Below are 26,497 nucleotides of genomic sequence, written 5' to 3'. Positions count from 1 at the left end.
CCCCTCCGGCCGCCACCCCGGGCTTCGCGGCCCCTCCGGCCGCCACCCCGGGCTTCCCGGCCCCTCCGGCCGCCACGCCAGGTTTCCCTGTCGCTCCGGCCGCCGCCGCGGGCTTCTCGGCCGCGACGCAGACCTTCCCAGCGGTCGCGGCCGGGCCGACCCAGAGCCTGCCGGCCACGACACCGGCAGTCCCGCCGGCGGGCCCCACCATGGGCACGGCGAACACCCGCTGGATGAGCAACGAGCCCGCGGAGCCGCCCCCCGCCCCCACCGGCGTCAACCCGAACCCGTCGGACACCCAGATCATCCGTACCATCGACGCCCCCACCGGCGTTCTGCCCACCCTGCCGCCCGGCGCGCCGCTGCCCGGCAAGCTCACCGCCCTGCCGCCCGGTGGGGCGGCCCAGGCGGCGCGCGACGTCGCCGGACCGGAAGCGGTCCTCGGCGCCGCCTCGGTCGACGGCATCCCGGCGCCCCCGGCCCAGCCGGAGGACGAGCCGGCGCCGGCCGACGACGCCCCGAAGCGCGGCGAGAAGGTGGTCAAGCTCCGCCCGGAGCAGACCGACGAGGGCTACAAGAGCGTCTACTCCGAGTTGACCCGCCCGACCCCGGCCTCGCGGCTGCGCACCGGTGTCCGTGGCGCCGGCGAGCTGATGATCACCTTCGGGCTGATCGTGCTGCTCTTCGCCGGCTACGAGGTCTTCGGCAACTCGGCGGCGGTGCAGAACGAGCAGGACGAGCTGGCGCAGGAGCTGGACCAGTCCTGGGCCGCCCCCACCGTCGCGCCCAGCACGTCGACGGTGAAGGGCCCGGCCGCCCCCGGCGACAACCTGGTCGGCCGCCTCTACATCCCGAAGCTGGACAAGGAGTGGGTGGTCGTCAACGGGGTCCGCCCGCAGGACATCAAGTACGCCCCCGGCCACTACCCGGAGACCGCCGGGCCGGGCGAGGTCGGCAACTTCTCGGTGGCCGGCCACCGGATCAAGAAGATCTTCTGGCGGATCGACGAGCTGAAGACCGGCGACGTGATCGGCGTCGAGACCAAGGACAGCTGGTACGTCTACACCGTCTACAACCAGCAGATCGTCAAGCCGAACCAGGTAGAGGTCGTTGCCCCGGTGCCGAACGAGCCGAACGAGACCCCGACGAGGAAGCTGCTCACGCTGACCACCTGCAACCCGAAGTTCAACAACTACGAGCGGCTGATCGTGCACGCGGAACTGGTCAAGGCCGTGCCGCGCGACCAGAGCAAGCCCGACGCCGGCATGCCGGCCGAGATGAAGACGAAGGCCTGACCGATGTACGCCTGGATCTGGCGCAAGCTCCCGGGGCAGCTCTGGAGCAAGCTCACCATTTCGGTCGTGCTGCTGGCCGCCGTCGGCTCGCTGCTCTGGTATGTGATCTTCCCGTGGGCGACGCCGCTGCTGCCCTTCGACGACGTACAGGTCGGCGACACCTCGCAGATCGACCCGAACTCGGTGGACCAGAACGCGACGGTCCCGGGCCCCTCGCCCGATCCGGACACGTCGGCGCCGGACGAGATCCCCTACAGCACGACCTCCAACCACCCCGAGCCGGGAGGCCTAGCCGGTGACGACTGACGTGCGCATCCTCGTGATCGACAACTACGACTCGTTCGTCTTCAACCTGGTGCAGTACCTGGGCCAGTTGGGCGCCCGGTGCGAGGTGCGCCGCAACGACGAGATCAGCGTCGCCGAGGTGGGCGCCTTCGAGCCGGCGGGCATCCTGCTCTCGCCGGGGCCGGGTGAGCCGGGCGGCGCCGGGATCATGCTGGACCTGATCCGGTCGTACGGCGGAAAGGTCCCGATCTTCGGGGTCTGTCTCGGTCATCAGGCGATCGGGATGGCGTTCGGCGCGACCGTGACCCGCGCCCCGGAGCTGCTGCACGGCAAGACCTCGCTGGTCCACCACCAGGGCGACGGCGTGCTGGCCGGCCTCCCCGAACCGTTCACCGCGACCCGGTACCACTCGCTCGCGGTGCTGCCGGAGACGCTGCCCGACGAGATCGAGGTGACCGGGCGCACCGAGTCGGGCGTGGTGATGGCGATGCGGCACCGCACGCTGCCGATCGAGGGCGTCCAGTTCCACCCCGAGTCGGTGCTCACCGAAGGCGGGCACACCATGTTGGCGAACTGGCTGGCCACCTGCGGGCTGAAGTCGGCTCCGGACCGGGCTCCGGAGCTGGCCGCCGAGGTCGAGACCCGGCGCCGCTCCGCCTTCGCCACCGTCTGACCGCGAGACGCAGAAAGCCGGCAACCCCGCGTGGGGTTGCCGGCTTTCGTGTCGTCCACCGCGGTTGCCGGCCGGCTTTCGCGGCGCCGCGGGCCACCGCCCGATCGCGTGGGCGGCTTTCGCGGCGCTGCCGGTTACCGGTCGATCCCGTTGGCGGCTTTCGCGGCGCTGCCCGATTACTGGCCGATCCCGTTGCCACCGCCGCCGGTGCTCGGGTCCGACGACGGGGGCGTGCTCGGCTCGTTCGTCTGCTCCTCACTGACGACCGTGATCGTCACCGAGGTGCCGGTCTCGACCTTGCTCTTCGCCTTCTTGCTCTGGCGGATCACGCTGCCCGGGTCGCCGCCGTCCGGCACGGTCTGCACGTCGACGTTGAGACCGGCGTTCTGCAGCAGCGCGGTGGCCACGTCCTGCGACTTGCCCACCACGTCCGGAACGATCACCAGCTGGTTGTTGGAGACGCTCACGGTGATCCTGGTGCCCGGCTCGACCGACTCGCCCTCCTGTTCCACCCTGACCACCTGATCCTTCTGCGAGGCGCTGTCGACCGACTGGAAGACCGGGACCAGCCCGGCGTTCTTCAGCGCCGTCTCGGCCGCCGCCTTGGTGCCGCCCACCAGGCCGGACGGCACGGTCACCTTGTCCGGAGCGTTGCAGATCGTGTAGGTGATCGGGGTGTCGACCGGGATCGACGTACCCTTGATCGGAGTCTGATCGCTGACCTCGCCCTTGCAGTCCTTGTCGGTCTTGGGCTCGGTCGCGCTGAAGTTGGTGAACCCGAGCTGTGTCAGTTTCGCCTGCGCCTGGGCCTCGGTGAGCCCCTTCAGGTCGGGCAGCTGCGCCTGGGCCGTCGGGGTCGGCTGATTGCCGGAGTCGTCCTTCTTGTCGAGCGCGAGCGCGACACCGAGCACGATCACCACCAGCACGCCCAGACCGGCCAGCGCGGCCCACACCCAGGACTGCTTGTTCTCCGGGGGCCGGCCACCCGCCACCGAGGCCGGGATCGGCCGCTGCATGGTGGTGGCCGCCTGCGGCTGCCACTGGCGCGGACCGTTGCTCATCGCGACGGTCTCGGCCTGGCTCATCACCGGGGTCGCCATCACCGGACGGCCGGAGACCGCGCGCAGCGCGTCGGCGCGCATCTCCTGGGCGCTCTGGTAGCGGTTCAGCGGGTTCTTCGCCAGCGCCTTGAGCACGATCGCGTCGACGTCCGGCGGGACCTCGCGGCTGATCGAGCTGGGCGCCTTCGGGTCCTCCCGGACGTGCTGGTAAGCCACGCTCACCGGGCTGTCGCCGACGAACGGCGGGTGCCCGACGAGCAGCTCGAACAACACGCAGCCGGCCGCGTACACATCCGAGCGGGCATCCACCGCCTCGCCGCGGGCCTGCTCGGGCGACAGGTACTGAGCGGTGCCGATCACGGCGCTGGTCTGCGTCATCGTGGTGGCGCCGCTGGCCAGGGCCCGGGCGATGCCGAAGTCCATGACCTTGACCTGGCCGTTCTGCGTGATCATCACGTTGCCGGGCTTGATGTCCCGGTGGATGATCCCGTGCCGGTGACTGAACTCCAGGGCGGCGCAGATGTCGGCGATGATCTCCAGGGCCCGGCGCGGTTGCAGCCGCTGCTCCTGGGCCAGGACCTCCTTGAGAGTCCGCCCGTTGACGAACTCCATGACGATGAACGGAAGCTTCTCCCCGGTGGCCGAGACCTCTTCACCGGTGTCGTAGACGGCCACGATGGCCGGGTGGTTGAGCGCCGCCGAGTTCTGCGCCTCGCGCCGGAACCGCTCCTGGAACGTGGCATCCCGGGCCAGGTCGGTGCGCAGCATCTTGATCGCCACGTCCCGGCCGAGGCGGAGGTCCCGTCCCCGGTGGACCTCCGCCATACCGCCGTAGCCGAGCAGCTCGCCGACCTGGTACCTGCCACCGAGCAGTCGGGCCTGCGCCGTCATAGCGTCTGTCGTCCTTCGTTCGGTCGGATCGGGCCGAGCTGGGGGTCGGCCTTCATAAGACGGTACGACGCCGTCGACACCCGGTCGCCGGCCACGCCCATGCGGAGGATAGCCGCCGAGCTGCTGCGATCACCCAGCGCGTTTTCGGCGGCGGATTCCCTGTTGCCATGTCGATACAGGAACGAGATGACCCCGGCACAGAGCAGGACCAGCAGAGCGAGGACCACGGCGAGCACGATCAGCACCTGGCGGCCGAAGGAGCCGTCCGGCTTGGCCATCGGCATCTGCTGCGGATACCCGCCCATCGGCGGCCCGGACTGCGGGCGGTAGTGCGGCGGCATCGGCGTGGCGACCGGCGCCGAGGAGGACGCGGGCGGCACGGACGCGACCGGCGGGACCGACGCGGCGCCGCGGGCGCCCGAGGTGGGCCGCGGCACCGAGGCCCGAGCCTGCGGCGACGGCGCCGGGCTGATCGGGGTGGCCCGCGGCGGCTGGCTGACCGGCGGCTGCACCGTGGTGGTCAGCGACGCCGCGGCCTGCCGGGCCACCGCCGCCATCGCCGCGGCGCTGGGCCAGCGGGCGGTCGGGTCCTTGGCCAGGGCCCGCTCCACAATGGCGCGGACTGCTGGCGGGATGTCACCGGGCAGTGGGCGCGGCGTCTCCCGGACGTGCTTCATGGCGATCTCGATCGGGGTGGCCCCGTCGAACGGCCGGTGCCCGGAGAGGCACTGATAGGCGACGACGCCCAGGGCGTACACGTCGGAGGCGGGGGTGGCCACGTCGCCGGCGGCCTGCTCGGGCGAGATGTACGACGCGGTGCCGAGCACCGCGCCGGCCACGGTGAGCTGCCCGACCAGCGCGGACCGGGCGATGCCGAAGTCGGTCAGGACCAACGTGCCGTTCGGCCGGACGAGCAGGTTGCCGGGCTTCACGTCACGGTGCACGATGCCGTTCGCGTGGGCCGCCTGCAGCGCGTCGGCAGCCTGGGCCACCAGCGCCATGGTCCGGGCCGGGGTGAGCCGGCCGACCCGGCTCAGCGTGCGGGACAGCGCGTCGCCCTCGACGTACTCCATCACGAGGAACGCGAGCTGCTGGTCACTGCCGTAGTCGTAGACGTCGACCACGCCGGGGTGGTTGATGGTCGCCATGGTGCGCGCCTCGCCCCGGAACCGCTCGGCGAAGCCCGGCTCGTCCAGCAGCGCGGGCAGCAGGATCTTCACGGCGACGGTCCGGCCCAGCACGTCGTCCGTGCCGCGCCACACGTCGCCCATGCCTCCGCCGGCGATCCGCTCTTCCAAGCGGTAGCGCCCACCGAGCGTGACCCCCGGGCGGATCATGTCAGTTTCCTCCCCCGCCGGCCGCGGCCTTCATGATCAGCCCGGCGATCCGGGCCGCTTCGGCGCTCGCGTGACCGCCGGAGACGTTCTCCAGCATGACGCAGACGGCGGAAACCGCCTCACCCTTGTCGTTGAAGGCGAACCCGATGAACCACCCGTGCGGGTTGGCGCCCTCGGCGTTCTGTGCGGTGCCGGTCTTGCCGCCGACGGTGAGACCGCTGATCCTGGCCTTCTTGCCGGTGCCGTTCTCGACGACGCTGACCATCATCTCCTTGAGCTGCGAGGCGACCGTCCCGTTGATCGGGTCGCGCAGCTTCTTCTGAGAGGCGGTGTAGATCGTCCGGCGATCCGGGCTGAGCAGTTTCTGCACCAGGTAGGGCCGCATCTGCTCGCCGCCGTTGGCCACCGTGGCCGCGATCAGCGCGCCCTCCATCGGCGTCATCCGCACGTCGCGCTGGCCGATCGACGACTGGGCCAGCGCGCCCTTGTCGGTGCTCCCGTCCGGGTTCGCGATGTCACCGGTGCGGCTGGCCGCCACCTTCAGGCCGTCGCCGCTCTCCAGGTCGCCGACCTTGAGGGTGTCGTCCTCGAAGCCGAACGCCTTGGCGGCCGCCTTCACCTTGTCCGCGCCCAGCTTCACGCCGAGCTTGGCGTACCCGGTGTTGCAGCTCTCGGTCAGCGCCTCCTTGAGCGAGATCTGGCCACCCGGGCAGACCTCGTCCTCGGCGTTGCGGATGACCGCGCCGCTCTCCTCGTACTGGCTGCCGGCCGAGATCTCGGTCTCGACGCCGTAGCCGTTCTGCAGCGCGGCCGCCGAGACGATCACCTTGAAGGTGGAGCCGGGCGGCAGGGTCTGCGCCAGCGCCCGGTTCAGCAGCGGCTGGTCCTTGTCGCCGTTCAGCTGCTTGTACGCCTTGGCCGCGGCGTCCTTGTCGTGGGTGACCAGCGGATTCGGGTCGTAGCTGGGCATCGAGACGAGCGCCTGGACCGCACCGGTGCGCGGGTCGATCGCGACCGCGGCGCCCTTCTTCGCGCCGCGCTCGTTGTCGGTCATCTGCTTCCAGGCGACCTCCTGCGCCTTGGGCTTGAGCGACAGCACCACGTTGCCGCCACCGGTCTCCTCACCGGTGAACATGTCGCTGAGCCGGTCCGCGAAGAGCTTGTCGCTCTCCCCGGACAGGAAGTCGTTCTCGCTGGACTCGATTCCGGTCGCGCCGATGCTCACCGGTTTGTAGCCGAGGACCGGGGCGTAGATCTCCTTCTTCGGGTACACCCGCAGGTACTTCAGGGTGTCGTCGGTCGCCTTGTTCTCGGCGAGCGCGGTGCCGTCGACCTCGATCCCACCGCGGGGCCGCTCGTACTCCGCGACGGTGACCCGTGGGTTGCGGGACGCGGTGCGGTAGTCGTCGGCCTTGTACGCCTGGATCCAGTTCAGGTTCGCGAAGATCAGGCCGAACAGCACCAGGACGACCACGCCGGCCCGGCGGAGAGGGGCGTTCACGGCTTGATCACCTCCGTCATGGCGCCGTGCAGTTGGGTGGGGGCCTTCTTGGGTCCGGGCCGCTCGGGCCCGCCACCGGCGGCCGGGCCGCGGGCCGCGTTGGAGATCCGCAAGAGCATCGCCACGAGCAACCAGTTCGCCATCAGCGACGAACCGCCGGCGGACAGGAACGGGGTGGTCTGACCGGTCAACGGGATCAACCCGGTGATGCCACCGAGGATCACGAACACCTGCAGGCCGAGGGTGAAGGCGAGACCGCCGGCGACCAGCTTGCCGAAGGAGTCGCGGACCGCGAGCGCCGCGCGCAGGCCGCGCTCCACGATCAGCAGGTACGTGACCAGCAGCGCGGAGAGGCCGAACAGCCCGATCTCCTCACCGAGGCCGGCGAAGATGAAGTCGGTGCGCACCTCGGGGATGGAGCCCGGCAAGCCGGCTCCCGGCCCCGAGCCGAACAGGCCACCGGTGCCCAGGCCGAACAGGCCCTGGACGAGCTGGTAGCCCTCCTTGTCGATGTACTGCGGCGCGAACGGGTCCAGCCAGATCGAGGCCCGGTCGTAGAAGTTCGCGAACGGGCCACCCACCGCCTTGCCCAGCAGGTACGCCACGTAGACGCCGCCGAAGAACAGCAGCAGGCCGATGATCAGCCAGCTGGACCGCTCGGTGGCGACGTAGAGCGTGACCACGAACAAGCCGAAGTACATCAGCGCGGTGCCCAGGTCCTTCTCGAAGACCAGCACCAGGAGGCTGAGCAGCCAGACGGTGACGACCGGACCCAGGTCGCGGCCGCGCGGGAAGTCCAGGCCGAGGAACCGGTGGCTGGCCAGCGACAGCACCTCGCGCTTGCGGACCAGGTAGTACGCGAAGAAGGAGACCAGCGCGAGCTTGGCGAACTCACCGGGCTGGATCGAGAACGAGCCGAACTTGATCCACAGCTTCGCGCCGTTCACCTCGGAGAGGCTGCCGGGCAGCACCGCCGGGATCATCACCAGCACGATGCCGACCAGGCCCAGGGTGTACGCGTACCGGGACACCGCCTTGTGGTCGCGGACCACCAGCAGCAGCACCGCGGCCAGGATGAGCGAGGCCAGCGTCCAGGCCAACTGCCGCCCGCCGGTGCCGGCGAAGATTCCCGGGATCGGGTCCTTGTTGGCGATCGCGCGGGCGATGTCGAGGCGGCGCAGGAACGCCACCCCGATGCCGTTGATCAGCGCGACCGCCGGGATCAGGACGGGATCGGCGTACGGCGCGGTCAGGCGCACCACCACGTGCAGGCCCAGGAACAGGATGCTGAGCAGCACGGCCGGCACCCAGAACGTGGACGTGACGTGGTCGAACTGGTTCGCCTCGACGGTCCAGCCGAACGTGGCCACCAGCAGCATGGCGAAGCCCAGCAGGCCCAGTTCGGCGTTGCGGCGGGTCTTCAATCCCGGGATACGCGACAGCTCGCCCGTGGAACTGGGCGAGGGAGCCGGTACGGCGGGCGCGGTCAAGAGAATCCCCAGACGTTGTAGGCCGTGCTCAGTCGGCGGTCCGGCAGCCGGCCGTGTCGACCGGCGCGGAGACGCTCTCGGACGGTTGGACGGAAGGCGTGCCGGCCGGAGCCGAGGTCGCGGTGCTCGTGGCCGGGCTCGCCGGCGCCTTAGTCGTGGCGCCGGCCCTCGCGGGAGCGGTGGCCTTCGCGGTGGCGGTGGCCTTGGCCGGGGCTTTCGCGGTGGCCGAGGCGGCCGGCGCGGCACTGGCCACGGAGCAGACCGGCTTCAGGTTCGGGTTCGACGGCTCGTCGGTGGTCAGGTCGGTGAGCGTGCTCCGCGCGTCGGTCTCGCTGTCGGCGTGGATGCCCTGCTTGACCCGCTCCTGGGCGACAGTGGTCAGGTCGTCCAGCCGGACCGTGCTGGTCTCGCTCACCGCGGACAGGTCCAGTCCGGCGATCTGCCCCGGCACGCCGCGGAAGATGGCCAGCTGGCCCGCGTCGGTCGCGCCGACGTAGTACTGGTCCTGGGTGTATTTCCAGCCGGCCCAGAGACCGCCGCCCAGCACGCCGAGCACCAGCAGGACCAGCAGACTGGTGCGCACCGGGTGACCGGCCGGCTCGGGATCGCGGTCGAAGTTCTCCGCCTCCGGCTGCGCCGGGCGCGGCTGCGCCTGCTTGAGCGCCGCCGCCCGGGACGCCGGGGTAGAAGCGTCGGCCATCGTGGTGTTGCCGCGGTCGAGCGCTGCCGCGCCCCCCACGATCGGCGCCTGCTCGACGATGTCCGCGTCGGTCGCGTCGGCGATCACCACGGAGATGTTGTCCGGACCGCCGCCGCGCAGCGCGAGCTGGACCAGCCGCTCCACGCACGCCTTCGGATCGGCGATCTCCCGCATGGTCTGACCGATCGTCTCGCCGCTGACCACACCGGACAGGCCGTCGCTGCAGATCAGGTAGCGATCGCCCTTGAGCACCTGGCGAACCGAGTACTCCGGGTCGATGTCCCGGCCGTCGAGCGCGCGGGTGAGCAGCGACCGCTGCGGGTGGCTGCTCGCCTCCTCCGGGCTGACCCGGCCCTCGTCGACGAGCATCTGGACGTACGTGTCGTCCTTGGTGATCTGCGCGAACTCACCCTTGCGCAGCAGGTACGCCCGGGAGTCGCCGATGTGCACCATGCCGAACTTGCTGCCGGTGAAGAGCACCGCGGTCAGCGTGGTGCCCATCCCCTCCAGCTGCGGATTGGCGTCGACGGTGTCCCGCAGCTGCTGGTTCGCCGTTCCGACGGCGTGCCGCAGCGCGTCGACCAGGGCGTCCCCGGGGACGTCGTCGTCGAGTGGCGCCATCGCGGCGATGACGATGTTGGAGGCGACGTCACCGGCGGCCATGCCGCCCATCCCGTCCGCGACGGCAAGCAGCCGCGGCCCGGCGTAGACGGAGTCCTGGTTCAGGTCTCGGATCAGACCGCGGTCGCTCTGAGCGGCATAGCGCAGGGTCAGGGTCATGGCCGTAACTCGAGAGAAGTGCGCCCGATGCGGATCGGGACGCCAAGGGGGACGGGGGTGGGCCCGGAGACCTTACCGCGATCCAGGTAGGTGCCATTGGTGGAGCCGAGGTCCTCGACGAACCACTGCCCGTCCCGCGGCACCAACCGGGCGTGCCGGGCGGACGCGAAGTCGTCGGTGATGACCAGGGTCGAGTCCTCGGCGCGGCCGATCGTGATCGGGGCCTCGCCGAGGGTGATCCGGGTGCCGGCCAGCTGGCCGGCGGTCACCACCAGTTGTCGCGCGGCCTTCCCGCGCTTCGCCTTCGCCGGCCGGCCCTGGAGGATCGCGCCACCCACCCCCCGCGGGCTGGCCACGATGCTCTTCGACCGGGCGCCCGCGAACAGGTCTCGCCGGATCACCCCGACCACTGTGAACACGAAGATCCACAGCAGGATCAGGAAGCCGAACCGGGCGACGGTGAGGACGAATTCGGGCAACGCAGCTAGCCGTCCACTCGGAAGGTCAGCGTGGTCGTCCCGAGCTGGATCATGTCGCCCGGGTTCAGCGCCACGGCGGAGACCCGCTGGCCGTTGACCATCGTCCCGTTCGTCGAGCCGAGGTCGGTCAGCACCACCTGGTTGCCGTCGTAGTCGAGCCGGGCGTGCCGGCGCGAGATGCCCACGTCGGGCAGGCGCAGGTTCGCCTGGTCGCCACGTCCGATCACGGTCGAGCCCATCTGCAACGGATAGGTCCGGCCGTCCCCGGAGACCAGGCCCACGCTGCGCGGGCCGCCACCGTGACCACCGTGCGGCGGGTACCCCCCGCCGTGCTGGTCGTAGGGCGAGTACTGCGGGCCGGCGTCGTAGGCCGGCTGCTGCACCGGGGCGACCTCGCCACCGGTGTAGACCTCCGCGGTCACCCGGAACATCCCGGTGTCCAGACCGTCACCGCGCTCGATCTCGACGATCACGTCGCCGTAGACCGTCCAGGCCTGCTCGCCGATGAACTCGGCCTGCGACTGCGCGAGCTCCTGTGCCAGGGCGGCCGCGTACGGCGCCAGGCGACTGTGGTCGTACGGCGACAGGTCGATCACGTAACGGTTGGGCACAAGGGTGCGGCCACCGGCGAGGATGGCCTTGTGCGCCTCGGCCTCCCGCTGCATGGCATTCAGAATCTCCACAGGGTGCACGACACCCTTAAAGACCTTCGCGAAGGCCCCCTCGACCAGGCCTTCCAATCGCTTCTCAAAGCGCTGCAGCACGCTCACCGGCTCCTCCTCGGGTTCCGAGGACATGATGGTATCCGGCCGCCGCTTGTGCATCCGTAGCCCAAGAGCGACCGGCACTTCTGACCCTCGTATGACGCCCCTCGACGCCGTGCTAGTGTTTCCTCCGTCGCGGGGCGATATCAACTCAGCTGGGATTCAACTGAGCTCGGTACCGTCCTCGATAACTACGTGCGACAGCGTAGTCTGTCGCAGGTAGTAACCCGAAGCAGACCCTCAGGGGCCGGTTTCACGGGTCACCGAGGTCGGTTATACGATCTCAGCGACCAAGTCACATGGGGATGTGGCGGAATGGCAGACGCGCACGGTTCAGGTCCGTGTGTCCGAAAGGACGTGGGGGTTCAACTCCCCCCATCCCCACCAGTGCGAATGGGCGACCTCTGTCCGCGTTGAACGCGGATGGGCGGTCGCCCTCGTCGTATCTGCTCCGGGCCGAGTCCCGGAATCCCCGCGTTACGGTGGGCGCGGTGGGTGGGATGAGTCACGCCGCGCTCGGGGAGACCCTCGTCCTTCGGACTTCGATCACAGTCAGAACGTGGGTACGGCGGTTGGCGCGCGCGTCGCCGATCGGGTGAAAGTTCGGGGGGCGGTATGCTCGCCCGCCGGTTGAGTGCTTCGTATTGGTTTGGGGTGTGGTCGTGACCGCTGTGCCTGCTGGGGTGGACCAGGGGAAGCGCAACGTGCTCGGAGTGCTGGTCGACGCGACCGACTATGCGTCGGCGACCGAACGGATCATCTCGGCGGCGCGCGAGGGTCGGCCGTTCGCGGTGACCGCCCTCGCCGTGCACGGGGTGATGACCGGGGTGCAGGACCGGGCGCACGGAGCCCGGCTGAACTCCTTCGACCTCGTCACGCCGGACGGGCAGCCGGTGCGCTGGGCGCTGAACCTGTTGCACGGGGCCGGGCTGACCGACCGGGTCTACGGGCCGACGCTGACGCTCAAGGTGGTCGAGCGGGCGGCGGCCGAGGGCCTTCCGATCTATCTGTACGGGTCCACCCAGCCGACGCTGGACCGTCTGGTCCCGGCGCTGCTGGGGATGTTCCCGGCGCTGAAGATCGCCGGAGTCGAGGCCTCCAAGTTCCGCGGGGCCCAGCCCGGCGAGGAGGTCGAGATCGCGGAGCGGATCAAGGCGTCCGGCGCGCGGATCGTGCTCGTCGGACTGGGATGCCCGCGGCAGGAGATCTTCACCTACGCCATGCGACCGCTGCTGGACATGCCACTGCTGGCCGTCGGGGCCGCGTTCGACTATCACGCCGGGCTGCTGAAGAACCCGCCCGCGTGGATGCAGAAGTACGCGCTGGAGTGGCTGTGGCGGCTGGGCCTGGAGCCGAAGCGGCTGTGGAAGCGGTACGTGCTGCTCAACCCGGCGTACCTGAGCCGGCTGGCGGCGCAGAAGACCGGGCTGTGGAAGGCGACGCCGGCCGAGCCCTCCGGCGAGCGGGTGCACGGCTTCGCGGTCTGAGGCCCCCCACTCAGCCGGTCCACGGTTTCCCGGTCCGGGGCACGAAGCCTGGCCCCACGGCTTCGCCGGCCCGGGGCCGCGCCGATCGATCTCCCCGGACGGTGGGTGCGGCTTCGCGCCCGAGCGGCGGGCCCGGAATTCGGATCATCCGCGTCTTCGGACGCGGGTGATCCTTTTTGTTTTCCGGATCTTCCGGGTCCGGCGGCCGACAGTGGGGCACAGCTCACATCTCCGCCCGGCTCCGTCCACATCGAGCCGGCGGCAATCGGCGTCATGATCCGGACACCGACCGGAATTTCCGAGGTCAACCCGACTCCCGGCGACCCTTACGGGTTGGTGTTAGGGGCATATCCCGGTTTCGGCGACGCCGCAAAGGGTGAACCCTGTCGATGTGAACACCGCTGTGGACGTGATCCTGATCGGCGCCCTCGCCCTCGTCTGGCTGGTCGCCGGGCTGCTGGCCGACGGGCTGCCGGCAGCCGGCACCGCGCACCTGATGCGCCGCCGCTCCGTGCTGCTCACGAGCCTGGTCGGTGCGGGCGCGGCGCTGTTCGTCGCGGTGCCGGTGGTCACCGCGTTGCTGCCGGGCGCCTCGGCGGCACCGGCGGCGGCCCTGCTCCCGGCCGTGCCGGCCCTGCTCGTGCTGACCGTGGGCGTGCGCAAACTGAGCTGGGTGCGCCGGGGGGCGGGGGCCTTCGCGACCGCTCCGCTGGCGCCCGTGCCACCCGCGCTGCGGGCCGCCGCGGCACACCCGCTGATCGCCGCCCCGCTCCAGGTCGCCGGCCTCGCCGCGATCGTCGGCCTGCCGCTGGCTGCCGGCCTGATCCAGCTGCCGGGCGGCGACGTCCCGGCCACCACTGGCTTCACCGGGTTCGCCGGCGTCGCGATCACCCTGGTGGCCGTCGCGGTGGTGACCATCGGCATCCGGGCCGTCCTACGGCACAGCCGCCTCGCCCCGCTGGTCCTGGCCCCGCTCCACCAGGCCCGCCAGCGAGCTCGAGCCACCGCCCGCTGACCCGCCGAGCCCACGCCACCGCGCCCACGGCCGATCAGCCCGCGGGTGCCGGCCCGCCGTCGGCGTTCTCCGGGGCATCGACCCACCGCCAGCGCTCCCACGCGGCCGCCGACCCGATCGCCACCAGCCGACTGCATCAGGGCCGATCACCACCAGGACCGCATCCAGCCGGCCCCGGGACGTCCACCGGACATCGGGACACACCTCCCAGCACCAGCCGGCCACAGCGAGCTGGCATTCAAAGCTGACCCGGCCGACCGGGGAGACCTCCCTGCGCCGGCTGAGCACCGACGGCCGGTGGTAGGAGACGTCTCGGCCGATGGCGGCCGGGCTGGTGGGGGACTGCGCTGGTGAAACTGGGCCGGTGGAGGGCTGGGCTGATGGGGGCAGGGCTGGGCTCGTACCTCAATCTGGATTTGATCTTGAGGCGGGAGCGGTCAGGAGGCCGCGCCGCGCCAGGAATCGTCGGTGTGCTTCTTGGCTTCCTGGACGTAGAGCAGTTCGAGGATGGAGCGCGCCGCCTCGAACCAGCGGTCCAGCCAGTCCGACTGGGGCAGCGTGCCACGCGCCGGCAGCTCCAGGAGCAGGCCGCGGAGCAGCGGATGGTCGGCCATCGACGTGTTGTTGCCGTCGCCCCAGGTGGCCGGGAGCACCGGATCGGCCAGGCCCTGCAGGTCGAGCGACGGAAGCTTCGCCGCGCGGTCCAGCGCGGTGGTCGGCTCGAGGGCGTGGTGAGACCGTCCGGGGGAGCGGGTCGGTAGGCCCGAGCCGCCTCGCGACAAGAGTTCCCCGTCGCCGAGGTCCGCGTGCAACGCCTCGCGCCGGCCCTGCCGGTACGCGCTCACGCCCCCGCTGAACCGGTCCTGCGCCGTCGACGAGCCGTTGTTGAGGTTCTCCGAACCAATCGTCATCTGTCTGCCTTGCCTCGTTGAAGATCCGTCCCGGCCCGTCAGCGCAGTCCGGTCCGCGCTTGGACAATTCAACGAGGCGCACGTCACTCAGCGACGGCAACGACGGGCAAATAGCCACGGCCGGCTCGTTGGCACAGGTCGCCGAGCCGGCCGCGGGAGGTGCGAGACGTTCAGACGTCGAACTCGCCGTCCTTGGCGCCGTGCACGAAGGCGTCCCACTCGGCCGTGGTGAAGATCAGCGCCGGGCCGGACGGGTTCTTGGAGTCCCGCACGGCGATGGCGTCGTCGACGAAGGCCACCTCGACACAGTTGTCACTATCAGCACCGCTCCGGGTGCTCTTGGACCACTTAGCCCGGCTCAGGTCGACCCGGAGTCCTTTGACCTCGATTTCCACGATGGCACTCCTCTGCCCAGGAATGGCGGGACAGACCCGCCAGCGATCGCTCTGAATCCAGTAACGACCGCGGGTACGTGGGGACGCGCGTCCTCGGATGGGCGTCTCCGTTAGGGGTAAACCCATCGGACGAGTTACATTCCGGCAGCTCAACCGCTCCCGAGCAGGTATTGTCAGTTTTTCTCAAGTTATGTCCGAAATGCTCAGAGCATTGTGGATCTCTTGGGGTCATCTGCCTACATCGACCTCACCTGCGCAGACTTGAAGATCACCGGGCGCTGCGCCAGGATCACGGAGGATCACGGAAGAAGGACATGCAACTTGCATCGACGACACTTGGTGGTGCAATCTTTCCGTATGGCTTGCATCACGCACCGTTTCTAAGGGATGCGGCCAAGTCCGACGAAACACACCAAAAGACGTCCAACATGGGGCGCCGAGCCACCGGGAATCCAACACGGACCCTTCCTGAGATCTGGGTGGCGGGATCGGCGATGGTGACGTTCCGCAACCTTCTCGACGGTTGGCATCGTTCGAGAGTTGCAAGGGTGCATGAGCCGGGCAGACTGGTGCATCTGTGTCACAAGTCAATCCACCAAACCATCAGGCAACGAGTCTCAGGGCAGGAGATGACGTGCTTCTTCCTCGGTCCGGTGATGTCATCCACGTGACGAAGGCGGCGAGCGTCCAATTCGCATCACCGATGCTCTTCCGGGTCATCCGTGTGCACGACTGGCCGACGTATGAGGGTTGGGTCTGGCTCGACGGCTACGAACTCAACTCGGCCGGCGACGCAGTCGAACGACGCTCCATCTTCGTGCAGGTCAACGGGCTGCGGCCGGTCGGCAAAGCCCCGGATCCGCGCGCTCGCAACGGCCGTCAGCCGGCCGGCCGTCCGAACGTCGCTCCCGCTCGATCGGTGCGCACACCGCGCTGAGCCGACCCGACGCCGAGGGAGCGGTCAGTCCTCGCCGGGCTCGGTGCCGGTGTCCCCGGTCGGCGCCGTCGTCGTCGGGGCCGGGCCGCCCGTCCGCTCGGCCGCGACGACGAGGGTGATCCGGGTGTCCGGCGGGACCACCTGGCCTTCCGCCGGATCGCAGTCGATCACCGTGCCCGGCTCGGCGTCGCTGGGCAGCTCGATGATCCGGTATTCCAGGCCGCTGCGCTCCAGGGCGGCCCGCGCATCCTCCAGCGGCATTCCCCGCAGCGCCGGCACGGTGGCCTCGGTGGTGGCCGGCTCGGTGGTCGGCGCCGTGCTGGGTGCCGGCTCCGTCGTGGGCCGGGTGATCGGTGCGGTGGTCGCGGTGGCCCGGCTCCGCGCCGGGGTTGGCTGCGGTGTCTCCCCGCCCGAACCGGAGTTCTGCACGATCAGGTAGATCCCGTAGCCGAGCAGCCCGAGCAGCAACAGTCCCACGATGCCGACGACTATCGGCATCCACCAGCGGCCGGACGGCTCCTCCTCCGGAGCGTCGCCGTTGGTGTACCCGGTCCGCTCCGGTCCGGGCGGGCGCACCGAGGCCCGGCCGGTCCACAGGGCATCGTCGGCTTCACCTGGATCCGGATCCCAGCCACCGACCGGCGACAGTGGCCGGGTCTCGGCGGTCGGCGTGTCCCCCGATCGGGGTCTGTCCGGCTGCACCCTCGTCGCGTCGTCGGCTCCGTCGACGGCGTGCAGGGGACGGGTCTCATCATCCGGGGGCGGCGCACCGCCGTCCCGCTCCGGGTAGCGCTCGTCCGGCATCGCGGTTCCCTCCGCTCCGTACACCCGCTCTCATCCCAGCGTCAACGTATCGAATCTTGGAGTACCCCGGGGAGTTCCGTGGACAACGCGGACGTTTCGCGGACATCGGCGCCGGCCAGTACAGTGCGCGGCATGGCCGATAAGGGCTGGACAGGACAAGCCGGCGCGGCGGCCGGGATCGCCGCCGGTGCGGGCGCCGCACAACTGGGTCTCGGTTACGGCCTCGGTGTCATCGAGTGGCCGGCCACCGCGACCGCCTCGGACAGCACCTGGCTGAACAGCCTGGGCTGGGCGACCTGGATCACCGCGAGCGCGACCGTGCTGGGCGCGGTGATCGCCGGGCGGCTGCGCGCCGACCGGCCCGCGCCGTGGCGCGTCCTCTGGCGCATCGCGCTGGCCGCGTCGTCCGCGCTGGGCGCTCTGGTGTCGGTGGCCCTGGTCGCGCTGCCGGCCCGCGCGGTGGTGCGCCCGGCCGGCATGTCGTCGCACTCGCCGCAGCTGGTGGCGGTCGGCTACGCGCTGATCGGCCTGGTGGCGGGGGTGGTGGTGGCCTTCTGGGCGATCTCGTCGACGCCGGTGGCGGCGAACCTGCTCGGGACCGCGGCGTGGTTGTGGGCGCTGGCCGTCGCCGGAGTGGTCGCCGAACTGGCCGCCAACCGTGATCTGGACACCTATCTCACCAGTTGGCAGTTCGCGGAGACACAGACACCGGTCCGGTACGGCGGTGTCTACTGGCCGAGCGCGGCGCTGACTCTGGCGGCGGCCTTCCTGATCGGGTTGGGCCTGGCCTGGCCCACCGCGCGGCGTGGGAATCTCGGGTTGGGGACGGCGACGTCCGGGGCGGTCGGGCCGCTGCTGGTGGCGCTCTCCTTCCTGGCGCTCGCGCCGTTGCTGACCGAGGCGGCCGGGCCGTTGCAGTCGGCCTATCTGATCGCGCCGTATGCGGTGCTTGCCGGGTTGGCCGGATCGGCGCTGAGTGTGTCGTTGTGCCGGGGTCGGGCACAGCGTGCACGGAACACGCCGCGCGCCCTTCCCTCAGCCGCCGCAGCTCCTTCCGCGGCCTCCCCCGGAACGGACACGGCTGTGGGTCGGGCCGGAGGCACGGCGAAGTCCACATCGGTCACACCGCCGGCCACTGAGGAGCCCGCTCGCCGCCGGTTCTTCTCCGGCAAACGACAAACGCCGAAAGAAAAGCAGGACATTTCCGGTACGCCGGAGTCCGCCGCTCCCGCACCCCGGAAGAAGGCCGAAGCCGCCAAGCCGGCCCCAGCCCCGGCCGCAGCCGAGAAAGCCCGCCCCACCTCAGCGACACGCCCGGCCCCGGCCGCGCGCTCAGCGACAGCCACGCCGCCGGCTGAGAGCGCGCCCACGAACGGACCCACGCCGTCGAGCAGAACCGCGTCCTCGGCCAATGCCCAACTCCCGGCCGGCGAGGGCGGCACCGACCCCGAGATCGCCGCGGCCGCACGCACCGGCAGGGCCGCCGCCAAGCGATCCGCCGCCCGCAAGGAGGCGGTCCCGCGTTCCACCATCACCCCGCCCCCGACGAACCCGCCGATCGCCCGGATCAACCCCGAGGACTAGGGGCCTGTCCACGGATCACGCGACTGCCCGCCTTCCCTCTCCGACGCGTCGGTGACGTTGCCGTCGCCGACCCGTCCGGTCCGGGCGTCACGGCGGGAAGGTCGTACTCCGGTGTTCGCGGGCGCCGCCGGAGCGCGGCGTGGTCCTAGAACCCGGGCCAGGTGTGTACCGGCTCGTTCGAGTTCTGCAGATCCAGATAGAGCCGGGTCATCTCCCGCAGAGCGGCATCCCGGGACAGCCCACGCCGCTCCGCCGCCGCTACCACGGACGTCTGCCAGGCACTCCCGTTCCGCCCGGTCCGGCAGCGCCCCTCGATGACCCCGAGCAGCCTGTCCCGCTCCACCGGATACACCCCGAACCGGTCCAGCCCCTCGTAGGCCAGCGGCAGCAACGTGTCCAGCACCAGTTCCACGACGCCGACCTCGCCGGCCCCGGGCCATCTCATCGCGGCGTCCAGCCCGTCCCGCGCGCCGGCCCGGAAGTTGGCGGCGGCGGCGCCGAAGTCGAGGCGGGACCAGACCGGCCGCTCCGCCTCGGCGAGCCGGCGCACCACTCCGAAGTAGAACGCCGCGTTGGCCAGCAGGTCGACGACGGTCGGGCCGGACGGCAGCACCCGGTTCTCGACCCGCAGATGGGGTTTTCCGTCCATCACGTCGTAGACCGGTCGATTCCACCGGTAGACCGTGCCGTTGTGCATGCACAGCTCGGCCAGCCGGGGCACCCCGCCGGCCGCCCACACGTCGTCCGGGTCCTCCTCGCTGAGGAACGGCAGCAGCGGCGGGAAGAAGGTGACGTTCTCCTCGTACAGGTCGAAGACCGAGGTGATCCACCGCTCGCCGAACCACACCCGCGGCCGGACCCCCTGCGCCTTCAGCTCGTCCGGGCGGGTATCGGTGGCCTGCTCGAACAGCGCGATCCGGGTCTCCGCCCAGAGCCGGCGCCCGTGCAGGAAGGGGGCGTTCGCGCCGAGGGCCACCTGCGGTCCGGCGACCGCCTGGGACGCGTTCCAGTACCTGGCGAAGCACTCCGGCGACACCTGCAGGTGGAACTGTGTGCTGGTGCACGCCGACTCGGGCACGATCGTCCGGCTCGCGCCGCTCAGCCGCTCGGCCCCACGGATGTCGACAGGGAACTGCTCGCCCCGGGCCGCGACGATCTCGTCGTTGAGGGCGCGGAACCGTTCACTGTCCGACAGGTTGTCCAGGACCAGGTGCTCGGGGGTGAGCGTGGGCAGCATCCCGATCAGGGCGAGGCGGCTGTCCGCTTTTCCGGCGCGTTCCTCCGCCGTACGCAAAGCATCCAGAATGTCCTTTTCGAACGCGCCGAAGCCGTCCGCGGTGATCTGGCGGGGCGGCACGTTGAGCTCGATGTTGAAGCGCCCGAGCTCGGCCTGGAAACGCGTGTCCGCCAGGTCGGCGAGCAGCTCGGCGTTGCGCATGACCGGGCCGGCGTCCGCGTCGACCAGGTTCATCTCGATCTCCAGGCCGGTCATGCCGGTGCCGGTGTCGAACATCTCCGCGTCCAGCAGTCCGCCCAGCACGTCCAGTCCACGGCGGACCTTGTGCCGGAAGCGAACCCGATCGTCGGGCGAGAAGACCGCGTGTGCCAGATCTTTGCCCATGATGCCTCCCGCTCCGGTCGGGGACGAAACGGACTTCGATCACCACGCTGTGAACGAGTGAATACTGTCGGTACACCTTCTCATCCTCGAGCGGCTACCGCCAGACGCTCCGACATGCCGCGAGGAGTCTCCCTTGCGGGCGCGTCGACAGATGAGCAAGAGCACCGGAAGGAGCCTCCCTGGCGGGCGCGCCGGCGGACGAGCAGGCGCCCCGCCAGCAGCCTGCCGAGCGGACGTCGGCACACCAGCCGCGGAGCCGCGAGCAGCGTCCGGGGCGAGCGGCCGCAGACGAACCGAGGCGCCACCGGAGTCCGGTGGCGCCTCGGTAGTGGACCGTGCGGGGCTCAGCCCTGCCGCAGGACGGCCTCGCCCTCGATCTCGATCTTGACCTTCTTGCTGACCATGACGCCGCCGCTCTCCAGCGCGACGTTCCAGGACAGGCCCCAGTCGTCGCGGTCGATCTCGGTGGTCGCGCTGAAGCCGAAGACGTGCTGACCGTACGGGCTGGTGGTGGCGCCCTCGAACTCGACGACCAGCTCGACCGGCTTGGTCACGCCCTTGATGGTGAGCTCGCCGTCCAGGACGAACTCGGTGCCGGAGTGCGACTTCACGCCGGTGCTCCGGTACTCCATGGTCGGATACTTCTCCGCCTCGAAGAAGTCGCCGGCGCGCAGGTGGTTGTCGCGGTCGGCCTGGCCGGTCTCGACGCTCGCGGTCTTGATCGACGCGGTCACCGAGGACTCCAGCGGATTCTCCGCCACCACGATGGTCGCGCTCGCCTCGGCGAACTGCCCACGCACCTTGCTGACCATCAGGTGCTTCACGACGAAGCCGACCCGCTTGTGCGCCGCGTCCAGGTCATAGGTGCCGGCGGCGGGGAACTGCAGACCCTCGAACTCGCGCGTGCTGACGGTCATGACTGGTTCCTTCTCTCACAGTGCTCGACGGGATGCTTGTCTGACGGAGCAACTATATGCTCAGCAATATTCCCTCTGTCAAGTGCCTGTTAGAGTCGATGACGTGAACACCGATCTGGACGACCCTCGCCTCACCGCGGTCGGCCTACTGGCCGAGGCGTACACGGGTCTGATGAACCGCCTCGCCGCACAGTTCGAGCAGCACCGTCTCTCCGCTGTCGAGTTCGAGGTGCTGATGCGCCTGGGCCGCTCGCCCGGCAACCGGCTGCGGATGACCGATCTGGCCGGCCAGACCACGCTCTCCACCAGCGGTGTCACCCGGGTCGTGGACCGGATGGAACGGGGCGGCCTGGTCCGCCGCGAGGCCTGCTCGAGCGACCGGCGCAGCTCCTACGCGGTGATCACCGAAGCCGGCCAGGAGCGGCTGGCCCAGGTGCTGCCGGGGCACCTGGAGCTGGTCCAGAGGTGGTATGTCGGCCTCCTCCCCGAGGACCGGCTGGAGGAGCTGCTCGACTCCCTGCGGACGATCCGCGACGCGGTCAACCCGTGCGCCACCGCCGGCAGTGCGGAGACCGTCGCTCCGGTCTGAGTCTACGAAATCGGTCACGCCGCCCTGACACGGAGCAACCGGACCGGCAGAACAACCGGCAGAACGGGCGGATTCCGTGGGAGACGCGCACGGCGCGGCTACTGTTGCGCCCCTGGGGGATGCGGCGCGTTCGAGGCGATGTACGGGGCTTATGGGGGAGTCCTCGTTCTCGCCGCGTTGGGGCGCGGCGTAGCGGCGACCGGCGCGCGTGGGGGGCACGAATCACGCCGGTTGCGCACGCCGCGCCCGGGTCCGGCCCGGACTTCGCGGCGGCCTCGTTTCCATCTCCGCGCCGGGCAGGGTTCCGCCCCGCGACGGGATGGCCGGAGTGAACCCGCAGGACGGCACCCGACCCGTCGACGAGTTTTCCTGGCGCGACGTGAACTCAGCGGCACCCGACCCGTCGATGAGCGGGTGACACCCGATCAGGGCACGACGCCCTCACCCGAGGCGAGATCGGGACCGAGGCGGGCATGACGCTTGCGGGCCTCCTCCAGCTCGCCCTCGGCGGCCGCCCGAGCCGTGGCGAAATCCCGCACCGCGGCCGGCAGCCGGAACCGCATGGCGCCTTCCCCACTGACGCTGAGCAGCCCCAACGCCACCAGCCGGTCGAGCAGATGCACCACGTCCGGCCGATCGCCGTCCGCGGTGTCCAGCAAGGCCTCGGCCAGCTCCCGCGACCACCGGTGGCGGAACATCGCCAGCAGCCGCAACGCCCGCTGCTCGGCCGGCGCCAGCACCCGGTACGTCTGCGCCACCACCACCGGCAGCGGCACCACGTCCCCCGACCCGGCGTAACCGCCGAGGATCTCCGCGATGGTGAGCACCCGCCCCCGGGCCGCGGCCAGCTCGATCGCCAGCGGCAGCCCGCCGAGCCGGCGGACCAGCGCCGCGAGCGGCGCGATCTCGTGCGGCGCCAGCCGGGTCCGCCGCACCCGGCCCAGCCGCTCCAGGAACAGACCGACTGCGGGGTACGGCATCAGCTCCCCGACCGTGGCCGCCGGCATCCGCTCCGGCGGCGTCAGCAGCGGCGCCACCGGCCACACCTGTTCCCCCGCCACCCCGGCCGGCTGCCGCCCGGTGGCCAGGAACCGCAGCCGCGGCACCCGCTCCAGCAGCCCGGCCAGCGCCTCCCCGGCCGCCGCCGGGGCCCGGTCCACCCCGTCCACGAACAGCAGCGCGGGCCCACCGGCGAGATGTCCCGGCAGGTCCTGTGCCGACGCCACGCCGAACCCGGCCGCCACACTGCCGAGCAGTTCCCCCGCGGTGGAGTAGTCGCCGACCGCCACCCCGGCCACGCCGCCCGGATACTTACCGGCCAGCCGGTGCGCAACCACCCCGGCGAGGCTGGTCTTGCCCACCCCGGCGACCCCGGCCAGCGTGCTCCCGCGCGGCCCGTCGTCGGCCGAGAACCGGGCGACCAGCTCGGCGATGTCGTCGTCGCGCCCGATCAGATCGTCGGTCGGGGTGGACCTCAGGAACGGTGTGTCGAGCGCGTCCCGGATGAGCCTGCCGCGGGCGGCGGCCAGGAAGTCGTCCCGATCGGTACCGGTCAGGCCCAGAGCGCGCATCAGCAGCTCGGCGGTCGTCCGCTGTGGACGGGCGACGCGGCCGCGCTCCAGATCACGGACCGTACGCACGCCGATGGCGGCGCGGACGGCCAGCTCCTCCTGAGTCAGACCGGCGCGCCGCCGATGATTGCGCAACAGGACCGCGAAGCCCTGATCGGACGCCATGCTGCGAAACTAGGCACCGGAATCGATCGAGGCGAACCCGAAGGCCCGGTTTGTCGGGAAGTCGACTCCGGAGAGTTACCAGGCTGGGTGTCACGATCCCTCGTGGTCGCGGCGCCCAGCCTGCCTCAAAGTCCGAGACCGCGAGCGATCAGCATCCGCTGGACCTCGGACGTGCCCTCACCGACTTCCAGGATCTTGGCGTCGCGGTAGAAGCGGCCCACCGCCGACTCGTTCATGAACCCGTAGCCGCCGTGCACCTGGGTGGCGTACCTGCTGTTCTCCATGGCGGCGTTGCTGGCGTTCAGCTTGGCCATGGCGGCGTACCGCTTGAAGTCATCGCCGGCGAGCATCCGGGCGGCCGCGTCGTAGTAGCCGAGCCGGGCCAGGTGGGCCCGCAGCTCCATGTCCGCGATCATGAACTGCACGGCCTGGTTGTCGCCGATCGGCCGGCCGAAAGCGGTGCGCTGCTTGGCGTACGCCACCGACTCGTCGACACAGCCCTGGGCCAGCCCCACGGAAAGCGCCGCGATCGCGATCCGGCCCTCGTCGAGGATCCGCAGGAACTGGGCGAAACCGCGGCCGCGCTGCCCGAGCAGGTTCTCCGCGGGCACCCGCACGTCGTCGAACGACAGCTCATGGGTGTCCGACGCGCACCAGCCGACCTTCGAGTACTGCGGGGCGACCGTGAAACCGGGCGTGCCGGACGGGACGATGATCGTGGAGAGCTCGCGGCTGCCGTCCGGGTTCGTGCCGGTCGCCGCCATCACCGTGACCAGGCTGGTGATGTCGGTGCCGGAGTTGGTGATGAACGCCTTGGTCCCGTTGATCACCCACTCGCCGGCCGCCTCGTCGAGCACCGCGCGGGTGGTGATGCCGCCCGCGTCCGAACCCGACCCCGGCTCGGTGAGACCGAATCCGGCCAGTGCGTCCCCGCTGACCAACTGTGGCAGCCAGCGATTCTTCTGGGCCGGCGTGCCGTATCGGAAGATCGGCATGGCCCCGAGCGAGACCGCGGCCTCCAGGGTGACCGCGACCGAGCTGTCCACCCGGGCCAGCTCCTCCAGGGCGATGCAGAGCGCGAAGTAGTCGCCGCCCATCCCGCCGTACTCCTCCGGGAAGGGCAGGCCGAACAGGCCCATCTTCCCCATCTGGCGCACCACGTCGTAAGGGAACGTCTTGTGCTCGTAGTGCTCGGCGATGACCGGCGCCACCTGCTCGCGGGCGAACTGCCGGACACTGCCGCGCAACTCCTCTAGCTCGTCGCCGAGCCGGAAATCCACCATCTCTCCAGGCACTTCCTCTAGACGGGAGTGACGCCGTGACGGCGGCGCGAGAACGTGCGGTCCTTGCCGCGCGCCGCGGCGAAGCGCCGGATCAGCTCGAAGCGCAGATCGCCGGGCTCGACCACGGCGTCCACGACGAGTTCGCTGGCCAGGCGCATGATGTCAATGTCGCGCTCGTACTCGGCGCGGCGTTGCGCGACGAAGGCGGCCCGCTCGTCCGGGTCCTCGATCGCCGCGATCTTGTTCGCGTACACCGCGTTGACCGCGGCTTCGGCGCCCATCACCGCGATCTTGGCGGTGGGCAGGGCGATGGTGGCGTCCGGCTCGAAGCCGGGGCCGGCCATCGCGTAGAGACCAGCGCCGTACGCCTTGCGGACCACCACGCAGATCTTCGGCACCGTGGCCTCGGAGATCGCGGTGATCATCTTGGCGCCGTGCCGGATGATGCCCTGCTTCTCCACGGCCGAGCCGACCATGAAGCCGGGCACGTCGGCGAGGAACAGCAGCGGAACGTTGAAGGCGTCGCAGAGCTGCACGAACCGGCTCGCCTTGTCGGCCGAGTCGACGAAGAGCACGCCGCCCTTGAACATCGAGTTGTTGCCGAGGACGCCGACCACCTCGCCGTCCAGCCGGGCGAACCCGACCGTGAGCTCGCGCGCCCACAGGGCCTGGATCTCGAAGTACGAGTCCTTGTCGACCAGGCCCTTGACGTACCTCCGCATGTCGAAGGCCTGCCGCTCGCTGGCCGGAACCAGCGCGGCGAGATCGGCCCCGGACGAATCGGATGCGGTCGCCGAAGGCGGGCGCCGGGTCCAGTTGTCCGGCACATAGGACAGGTAGGTGCGGACGACGTCGAGCGCCTCCTGCTCGGACTTGCAGAGGAAGTGGCCGACGCCGGACTCCGCGCAGTGCACCCGGGCGCCGCCCATCGCCTCGAGCGTGGTCTTCTCCCCGGTGACCATCTCCACCATGCGGTCGGAGCCCAGGTACATGCTGGCGTTGCCCTCGACCATGGCGACCACGTCGCAGAAGGCCGGAATGTACGCCCCGCCGGCCGCGGACGGCCCGAACAGCGCGCAGATCTGCGGGATCGAGCCGGATGCCTTGACCTGGGTGTGGAAGATCTTGCCCGCGCCTCGCCGGCCGGGGAAGAGGTCGACCTGGTCGGTGATCCGGGCGCCGGCCGAGTCGACCAGGTAGATCATCGGGACACCGAGCTGGTAGGCCCGCTCGATGATCCGGACGATCTTCTCGACCGTGCGGGCGCCCCACGAGCCGGCCTTGACCGTGGAGTCGTTGGCCATCACACACACGTCACGCCCGCCGATCCGGCCGGCTCCGGTGATCACGCCGTCGGCGGGCAGGCCCTCGGCCAGGCTGTTGGCATAGAGCCCGTCTTCGACGAAGGACCCTTCGTCGACCAGGAGAGCGATCCGCTCCCGGGCGAAGAGCTTGCCCTTCGCGGCGTTGGCGGCGTGGTACCGCTCCGCGCCGCCGGCCAGCACACGCTTGCGGACCTGCGCCAGCGCGTCGCCGTCCATCGTTCCCCCTCGCTCCGGTCGCAGGACCCACCACGGGCTTAACGCTCGTTAGGGTCTTAACGAGCGTTAGGTTATCCCAAACGAAGATCCCCGGCAACGACGAACGGGAGCTCCCGCGTGCGGAAGCTCCCGTTCTGCCACCGGCGCCGTGGAGGAGACACCGGTGCGTGGACGGCGCCCAGGCCGGCGCCGTCCGGACTGCGTCAGAGCATGGGGTTCAGCATGTCCAGACCGCCCAGGCTGCCGGTCAGCACGCCGTTGCCGACGCTCTCCACCGACTCGCGGCCGCCGGTCTTGTCGCCGTACTGGGCACCCTTGACGCCACCGTAGCCCTTGTTGTTCTGGGCTCCCTTGACGTTGCCCGGGGCCTGGCCGCCCTTGACGCCACCGTAGCCCTTGTTGTTCTGGGCTCCCTTGACGT

General features: G+C 70.6%; 24 protein-coding genes and 1 tRNA gene. 9 read left to right on the top strand and 16 right to left on the bottom strand.

All coding sequences use genetic code 11. The annotated features are described in order from the left end of the window. The 3 genes from Asi03nite_RS38315 to Asi03nite_RS35590 all read left to right on the top strand — a co-directional run. A partial coding sequence (locus Asi03nite_RS38315; RefSeq protein WP_239103165.1) for a class E sortase occupies positions 1-1,295 on the top strand: 1,295 nt, incomplete at its 5' end. 3 nt (positions 1,296-1,298) lie between these two features. Next, positions 1,299-1,601: a hypothetical protein gene (locus Asi03nite_RS35595; RefSeq protein WP_203684916.1), complete on the top strand. Its 303-nt coding sequence runs from the start codon at positions 1,299-1,301 to the stop codon at positions 1,599-1,601. A 1-nt stretch (position 1,602) separates the two neighbouring features. Then, complete coding sequence (locus Asi03nite_RS35590) at positions 1,603-2,253, top strand: aminodeoxychorismate/anthranilate synthase component II (RefSeq protein WP_203684922.1); 651 nt, start codon at positions 1,603-1,605, stop codon at positions 2,251-2,253. 176 nt (positions 2,254-2,429) lie between these two features. Here Asi03nite_RS35590 and pknB read toward each other — a convergent pair whose 3' ends face one another. The 7 genes from pknB to Asi03nite_RS35555 all read right to left on the bottom strand — a co-directional run bounded on the left by pknB (position 2,430) and on the right by Asi03nite_RS35555 (position 11,289). Beyond that, positions 2,430-4,205, bottom strand: coding sequence for a Stk1 family PASTA domain-containing Ser/Thr kinase (pknB, locus tag Asi03nite_RS35585; protein WP_203684915.1), 1,776 nt, complete (start codon positions 4,203-4,205; stop codon positions 2,430-2,432). After that, the gene (locus Asi03nite_RS35580; protein WP_203684914.1) at positions 4,202-5,542 is read right to left on the bottom strand and encodes a serine/threonine-protein kinase; all 1,341 of its coding nucleotides are present in this window, start codon (positions 5,540-5,542) and stop codon (positions 4,202-4,204) included. Before Asi03nite_RS35580 ends, pknB begins: the two co-directional genes overlap by 4 nt. Before the next feature lies 1 nt (position 5,543). Further along, positions 5,544-7,043, bottom strand: a complete 1,500-nt coding sequence (locus Asi03nite_RS35575; protein WP_203684913.1) for a peptidoglycan D,D-transpeptidase FtsI family protein — start codon at positions 7,041-7,043, stop codon at positions 5,544-5,546. Beyond that, positions 7,040-8,422 (bottom strand): FtsW/RodA/SpoVE family cell cycle protein, encoded by a 1,383-nt coding sequence (locus tag Asi03nite_RS35570; protein ID WP_239103166.1) that lies wholly within the window; start codon positions 8,420-8,422, stop codon positions 7,040-7,042. Before Asi03nite_RS35570 ends, Asi03nite_RS35575 begins: the two co-directional genes overlap by 4 nt. Before the next feature lie 139 nt (positions 8,423-8,561). Next, the gene (locus Asi03nite_RS35565; RefSeq protein ID WP_203684911.1) at positions 8,562-10,013 is read right to left on the bottom strand and encodes a PP2C family protein-serine/threonine phosphatase; all 1,452 of its coding nucleotides are present in this window, start codon (positions 10,011-10,013) and stop codon (positions 8,562-8,564) included. Then, positions 10,010-10,492, bottom strand: coding sequence for an FHA domain-containing protein FhaB/FipA (locus tag Asi03nite_RS35560; RefSeq protein WP_185038479.1), 483 nt, complete (start codon positions 10,490-10,492; stop codon positions 10,010-10,012). The genes Asi03nite_RS35565 and Asi03nite_RS35560 overlap by 4 nt, the downstream gene beginning before the upstream one ends. A 5-nt stretch (positions 10,493-10,497) precedes the next feature. Then, a complete protein-coding gene (locus tag Asi03nite_RS35555) occupies positions 10,498-11,289 on the bottom strand; it encodes an FHA domain-containing protein (RefSeq protein ID WP_203684910.1) in 792 nt (263 codons plus the stop codon). A 268-nt stretch (positions 11,290-11,557) separates the two neighbouring features. On the opposite strand from Asi03nite_RS35555, the gene Asi03nite_RS35550 reads away from it, so the two are divergent. The 3 genes from Asi03nite_RS35550 to Asi03nite_RS35540 all read left to right on the top strand — a co-directional run bounded on the left by Asi03nite_RS35550 (position 11,558) and on the right by Asi03nite_RS35540 (position 13,758). Further along, positions 11,558-11,643, top strand: a tRNA-Leu gene (locus Asi03nite_RS35550). A 296-nt stretch (positions 11,644-11,939) separates the two neighbouring features. After that, a complete protein-coding gene (locus tag Asi03nite_RS35545; RefSeq protein ID WP_203684921.1) occupies positions 11,940-12,743 on the top strand; it encodes a WecB/TagA/CpsF family glycosyltransferase in 804 nt (267 codons plus the stop codon). A 391-nt stretch (positions 12,744-13,134) separates the two neighbouring features. Further along, positions 13,135-13,758 carry a hypothetical protein gene (locus Asi03nite_RS35540; RefSeq protein WP_239103164.1) on the top strand — a complete coding sequence of 208 codons (624 nt, stop codon included), beginning with the start codon at positions 13,135-13,137 and terminating at the stop codon, positions 13,756-13,758. Positions 13,759-14,195: 437 nt separating this feature from the next. Here the strand turns inward: Asi03nite_RS35540 and Asi03nite_RS35535 are convergent, their stop codons facing one another. Next, on the bottom strand, positions 14,196-14,669 hold the full coding sequence (locus Asi03nite_RS35535) for a hypothetical protein (RefSeq protein ID WP_203684908.1): 474 nt from the start codon (positions 14,667-14,669) through the stop codon (positions 14,196-14,198). A 170-nt stretch (positions 14,670-14,839) separates the two neighbouring features. After that, entirely contained in the window at positions 14,840-15,064 is a 225-nt protein-coding gene (locus Asi03nite_RS35530; RefSeq protein WP_203684907.1) for a DUF397 domain-containing protein, read from the bottom strand. A gap of 634 nt (positions 15,065-15,698) precedes the next feature. Between Asi03nite_RS35530 and Asi03nite_RS35525 the strand changes: the two genes are divergently transcribed. Next, the gene (locus Asi03nite_RS35525) at positions 15,699-16,001 is read left to right on the top strand and encodes a hypothetical protein (protein ID WP_203684920.1); all 303 of its coding nucleotides are present in this window, start codon (positions 15,699-15,701) and stop codon (positions 15,999-16,001) included. 24 nt (positions 16,002-16,025) lie between these two features. Here the strand turns inward: Asi03nite_RS35525 and Asi03nite_RS35520 are convergent, their stop codons facing one another. Next, the gene (locus Asi03nite_RS35520) at positions 16,026-16,805 is read right to left on the bottom strand and encodes a PASTA domain-containing protein (RefSeq protein WP_203684906.1); all 780 of its coding nucleotides are present in this window, start codon (positions 16,803-16,805) and stop codon (positions 16,026-16,028) included. Between the two features lie 132 nt (positions 16,806-16,937). On the opposite strand from Asi03nite_RS35520, the gene Asi03nite_RS35515 reads away from it, so the two are divergent. Continuing rightward, positions 16,938-18,389: a Hansenula MRAKII killer toxin-resistant protein 1 gene (locus tag Asi03nite_RS35515; protein WP_203684905.1), complete on the top strand. Its 1,452-nt coding sequence runs from the start codon at positions 16,938-16,940 to the stop codon at positions 18,387-18,389. 145 nt (positions 18,390-18,534) lie between these two features. Here the strand turns inward: Asi03nite_RS35515 and Asi03nite_RS35510 are convergent, their stop codons facing one another. After that, entirely contained in the window at positions 18,535-20,010 is a 1,476-nt protein-coding gene (locus Asi03nite_RS35510; protein WP_203684904.1) for a glutamate-cysteine ligase family protein, read from the bottom strand. Positions 20,011-20,354: 344 nt separating this feature from the next. After that, positions 20,355-20,927, bottom strand: a complete 573-nt coding sequence (locus Asi03nite_RS35505; protein WP_203684903.1) for a YceI family protein — start codon at positions 20,925-20,927, stop codon at positions 20,355-20,357. A 103-nt stretch (positions 20,928-21,030) separates the two neighbouring features. Here Asi03nite_RS35505 and Asi03nite_RS35500 point away from each other — a divergent pair, with 103 nt between their 5' ends. After that, positions 21,031-21,516, top strand: a complete 486-nt coding sequence (locus tag Asi03nite_RS35500; RefSeq protein ID WP_239103163.1) for a MarR family winged helix-turn-helix transcriptional regulator — start codon at positions 21,031-21,033, stop codon at positions 21,514-21,516. A gap of 425 nt (positions 21,517-21,941) precedes the next feature. On the opposite strand, the gene Asi03nite_RS35495 is transcribed toward Asi03nite_RS35500, so the two are convergent. The 4 genes from Asi03nite_RS35495 to Asi03nite_RS35480 form a co-directional block, all read right to left on the bottom strand. Continuing rightward, positions 21,942-23,252: an ATP-binding protein gene (locus Asi03nite_RS35495; protein WP_239103162.1), complete on the bottom strand. Its 1,311-nt coding sequence runs from the start codon at positions 23,250-23,252 to the stop codon at positions 21,942-21,944. Between the two features lie 125 nt (positions 23,253-23,377). Then, complete coding sequence (locus tag Asi03nite_RS35490; protein WP_203684917.1) at positions 23,378-24,532, bottom strand: acyl-CoA dehydrogenase family protein; 1,155 nt, start codon at positions 24,530-24,532, stop codon at positions 23,378-23,380. 20 nt (positions 24,533-24,552) lie between these two features. After that, positions 24,553-26,076 (bottom strand): acyl-CoA carboxylase subunit beta, encoded by a 1,524-nt coding sequence (locus Asi03nite_RS35485; protein ID WP_203684902.1) that lies wholly within the window; start codon positions 26,074-26,076, stop codon positions 24,553-24,555. 203 nt (positions 26,077-26,279) lie between these two features. After that, a partial coding sequence (locus tag Asi03nite_RS35480) for a hypothetical protein (RefSeq protein WP_203684901.1) occupies positions 26,280-26,497 on the bottom strand: 218 nt, incomplete at its 5' end.

Source organism: Actinoplanes siamensis (assembly GCF_016862395.1).
GTDB classification, from domain to species: Bacteria; Actinomycetota; Actinomycetes; order Mycobacteriales; family Micromonosporaceae; genus Actinoplanes; species Actinoplanes siamensis.
The sequence above is the reverse complement of the archived record's forward strand: the minus strand, read 5'-3'. Positions and strand labels throughout refer to the sequence as shown.

Excerpts from the sequence above, each read along its gene's own strand:
- Asi03nite_RS35595 (WP_203684916.1), top strand. The coding sequence starts at position 1,299 with ATGTACGCCTGGATCTGGCGCAAGCTCCCGGGGCAGCTCTGGAGCAAG.
- pknB (WP_203684915.1), bottom strand. The coding sequence starts at position 4,205 with ATGACGGCGCAGGCCCGACTGCTCGGTGGCAGGTACCAGGTCGGCGAG.
- Asi03nite_RS35580 (WP_203684914.1), bottom strand. The coding sequence starts at position 5,542 with ATGATCCGCCCGGGGGTCACGCTCGGTGGGCGCTACCGCTTGGAAGAG.
- Asi03nite_RS35570 (WP_239103166.1), bottom strand. The coding sequence starts at position 8,422 with ATGCTGCTGGTGGCCACGTTCGGCTGGACCGTCGAGGCGAACCAGTTC.
- Asi03nite_RS35565 (WP_203684911.1), bottom strand. The coding sequence starts at position 10,013 with ATGACCCTGACCCTGCGCTATGCCGCTCAGAGCGACCGCGGTCTGATC.
- Asi03nite_RS35555 (WP_203684910.1), bottom strand. The coding sequence starts at position 11,289 with ATGTCCTCGGAACCCGAGGAGGAGCCGGTGAGCGTGCTGCAGCGCTTT.
- Asi03nite_RS35535 (WP_203684908.1), bottom strand. The coding sequence starts at position 14,669 with ATGACGATTGGTTCGGAGAACCTCAACAACGGCTCGTCGACGGCGCAG.
- Asi03nite_RS35520 (WP_203684906.1), bottom strand. The coding sequence starts at position 16,805 with ATGCCGGACGAGCGCTACCCGGAGCGGGACGGCGGTGCGCCGCCCCCG.
- Asi03nite_RS35515 (WP_203684905.1), top strand. The coding sequence starts at position 16,938 with ATGGCCGATAAGGGCTGGACAGGACAAGCCGGCGCGGCGGCCGGGATC.
- Asi03nite_RS35510 (WP_203684904.1), bottom strand. The coding sequence starts at position 20,010 with ATGGGCAAAGATCTGGCACACGCGGTCTTCTCGCCCGACGATCGGGTT.
- Asi03nite_RS35505 (WP_203684903.1), bottom strand. The coding sequence starts at position 20,927 with ATGACCGTCAGCACGCGCGAGTTCGAGGGTCTGCAGTTCCCCGCCGCC.
- Asi03nite_RS35495 (WP_239103162.1), bottom strand. The coding sequence starts at position 23,252 with ATGGCGTCCGATCAGGGCTTCGCGGTCCTGTTGCGCAATCATCGGCGG.
- Asi03nite_RS35485 (WP_203684902.1), bottom strand. The coding sequence starts at position 26,076 with ATGGACGGCGACGCGCTGGCGCAGGTCCGCAAGCGTGTGCTGGCCGGC.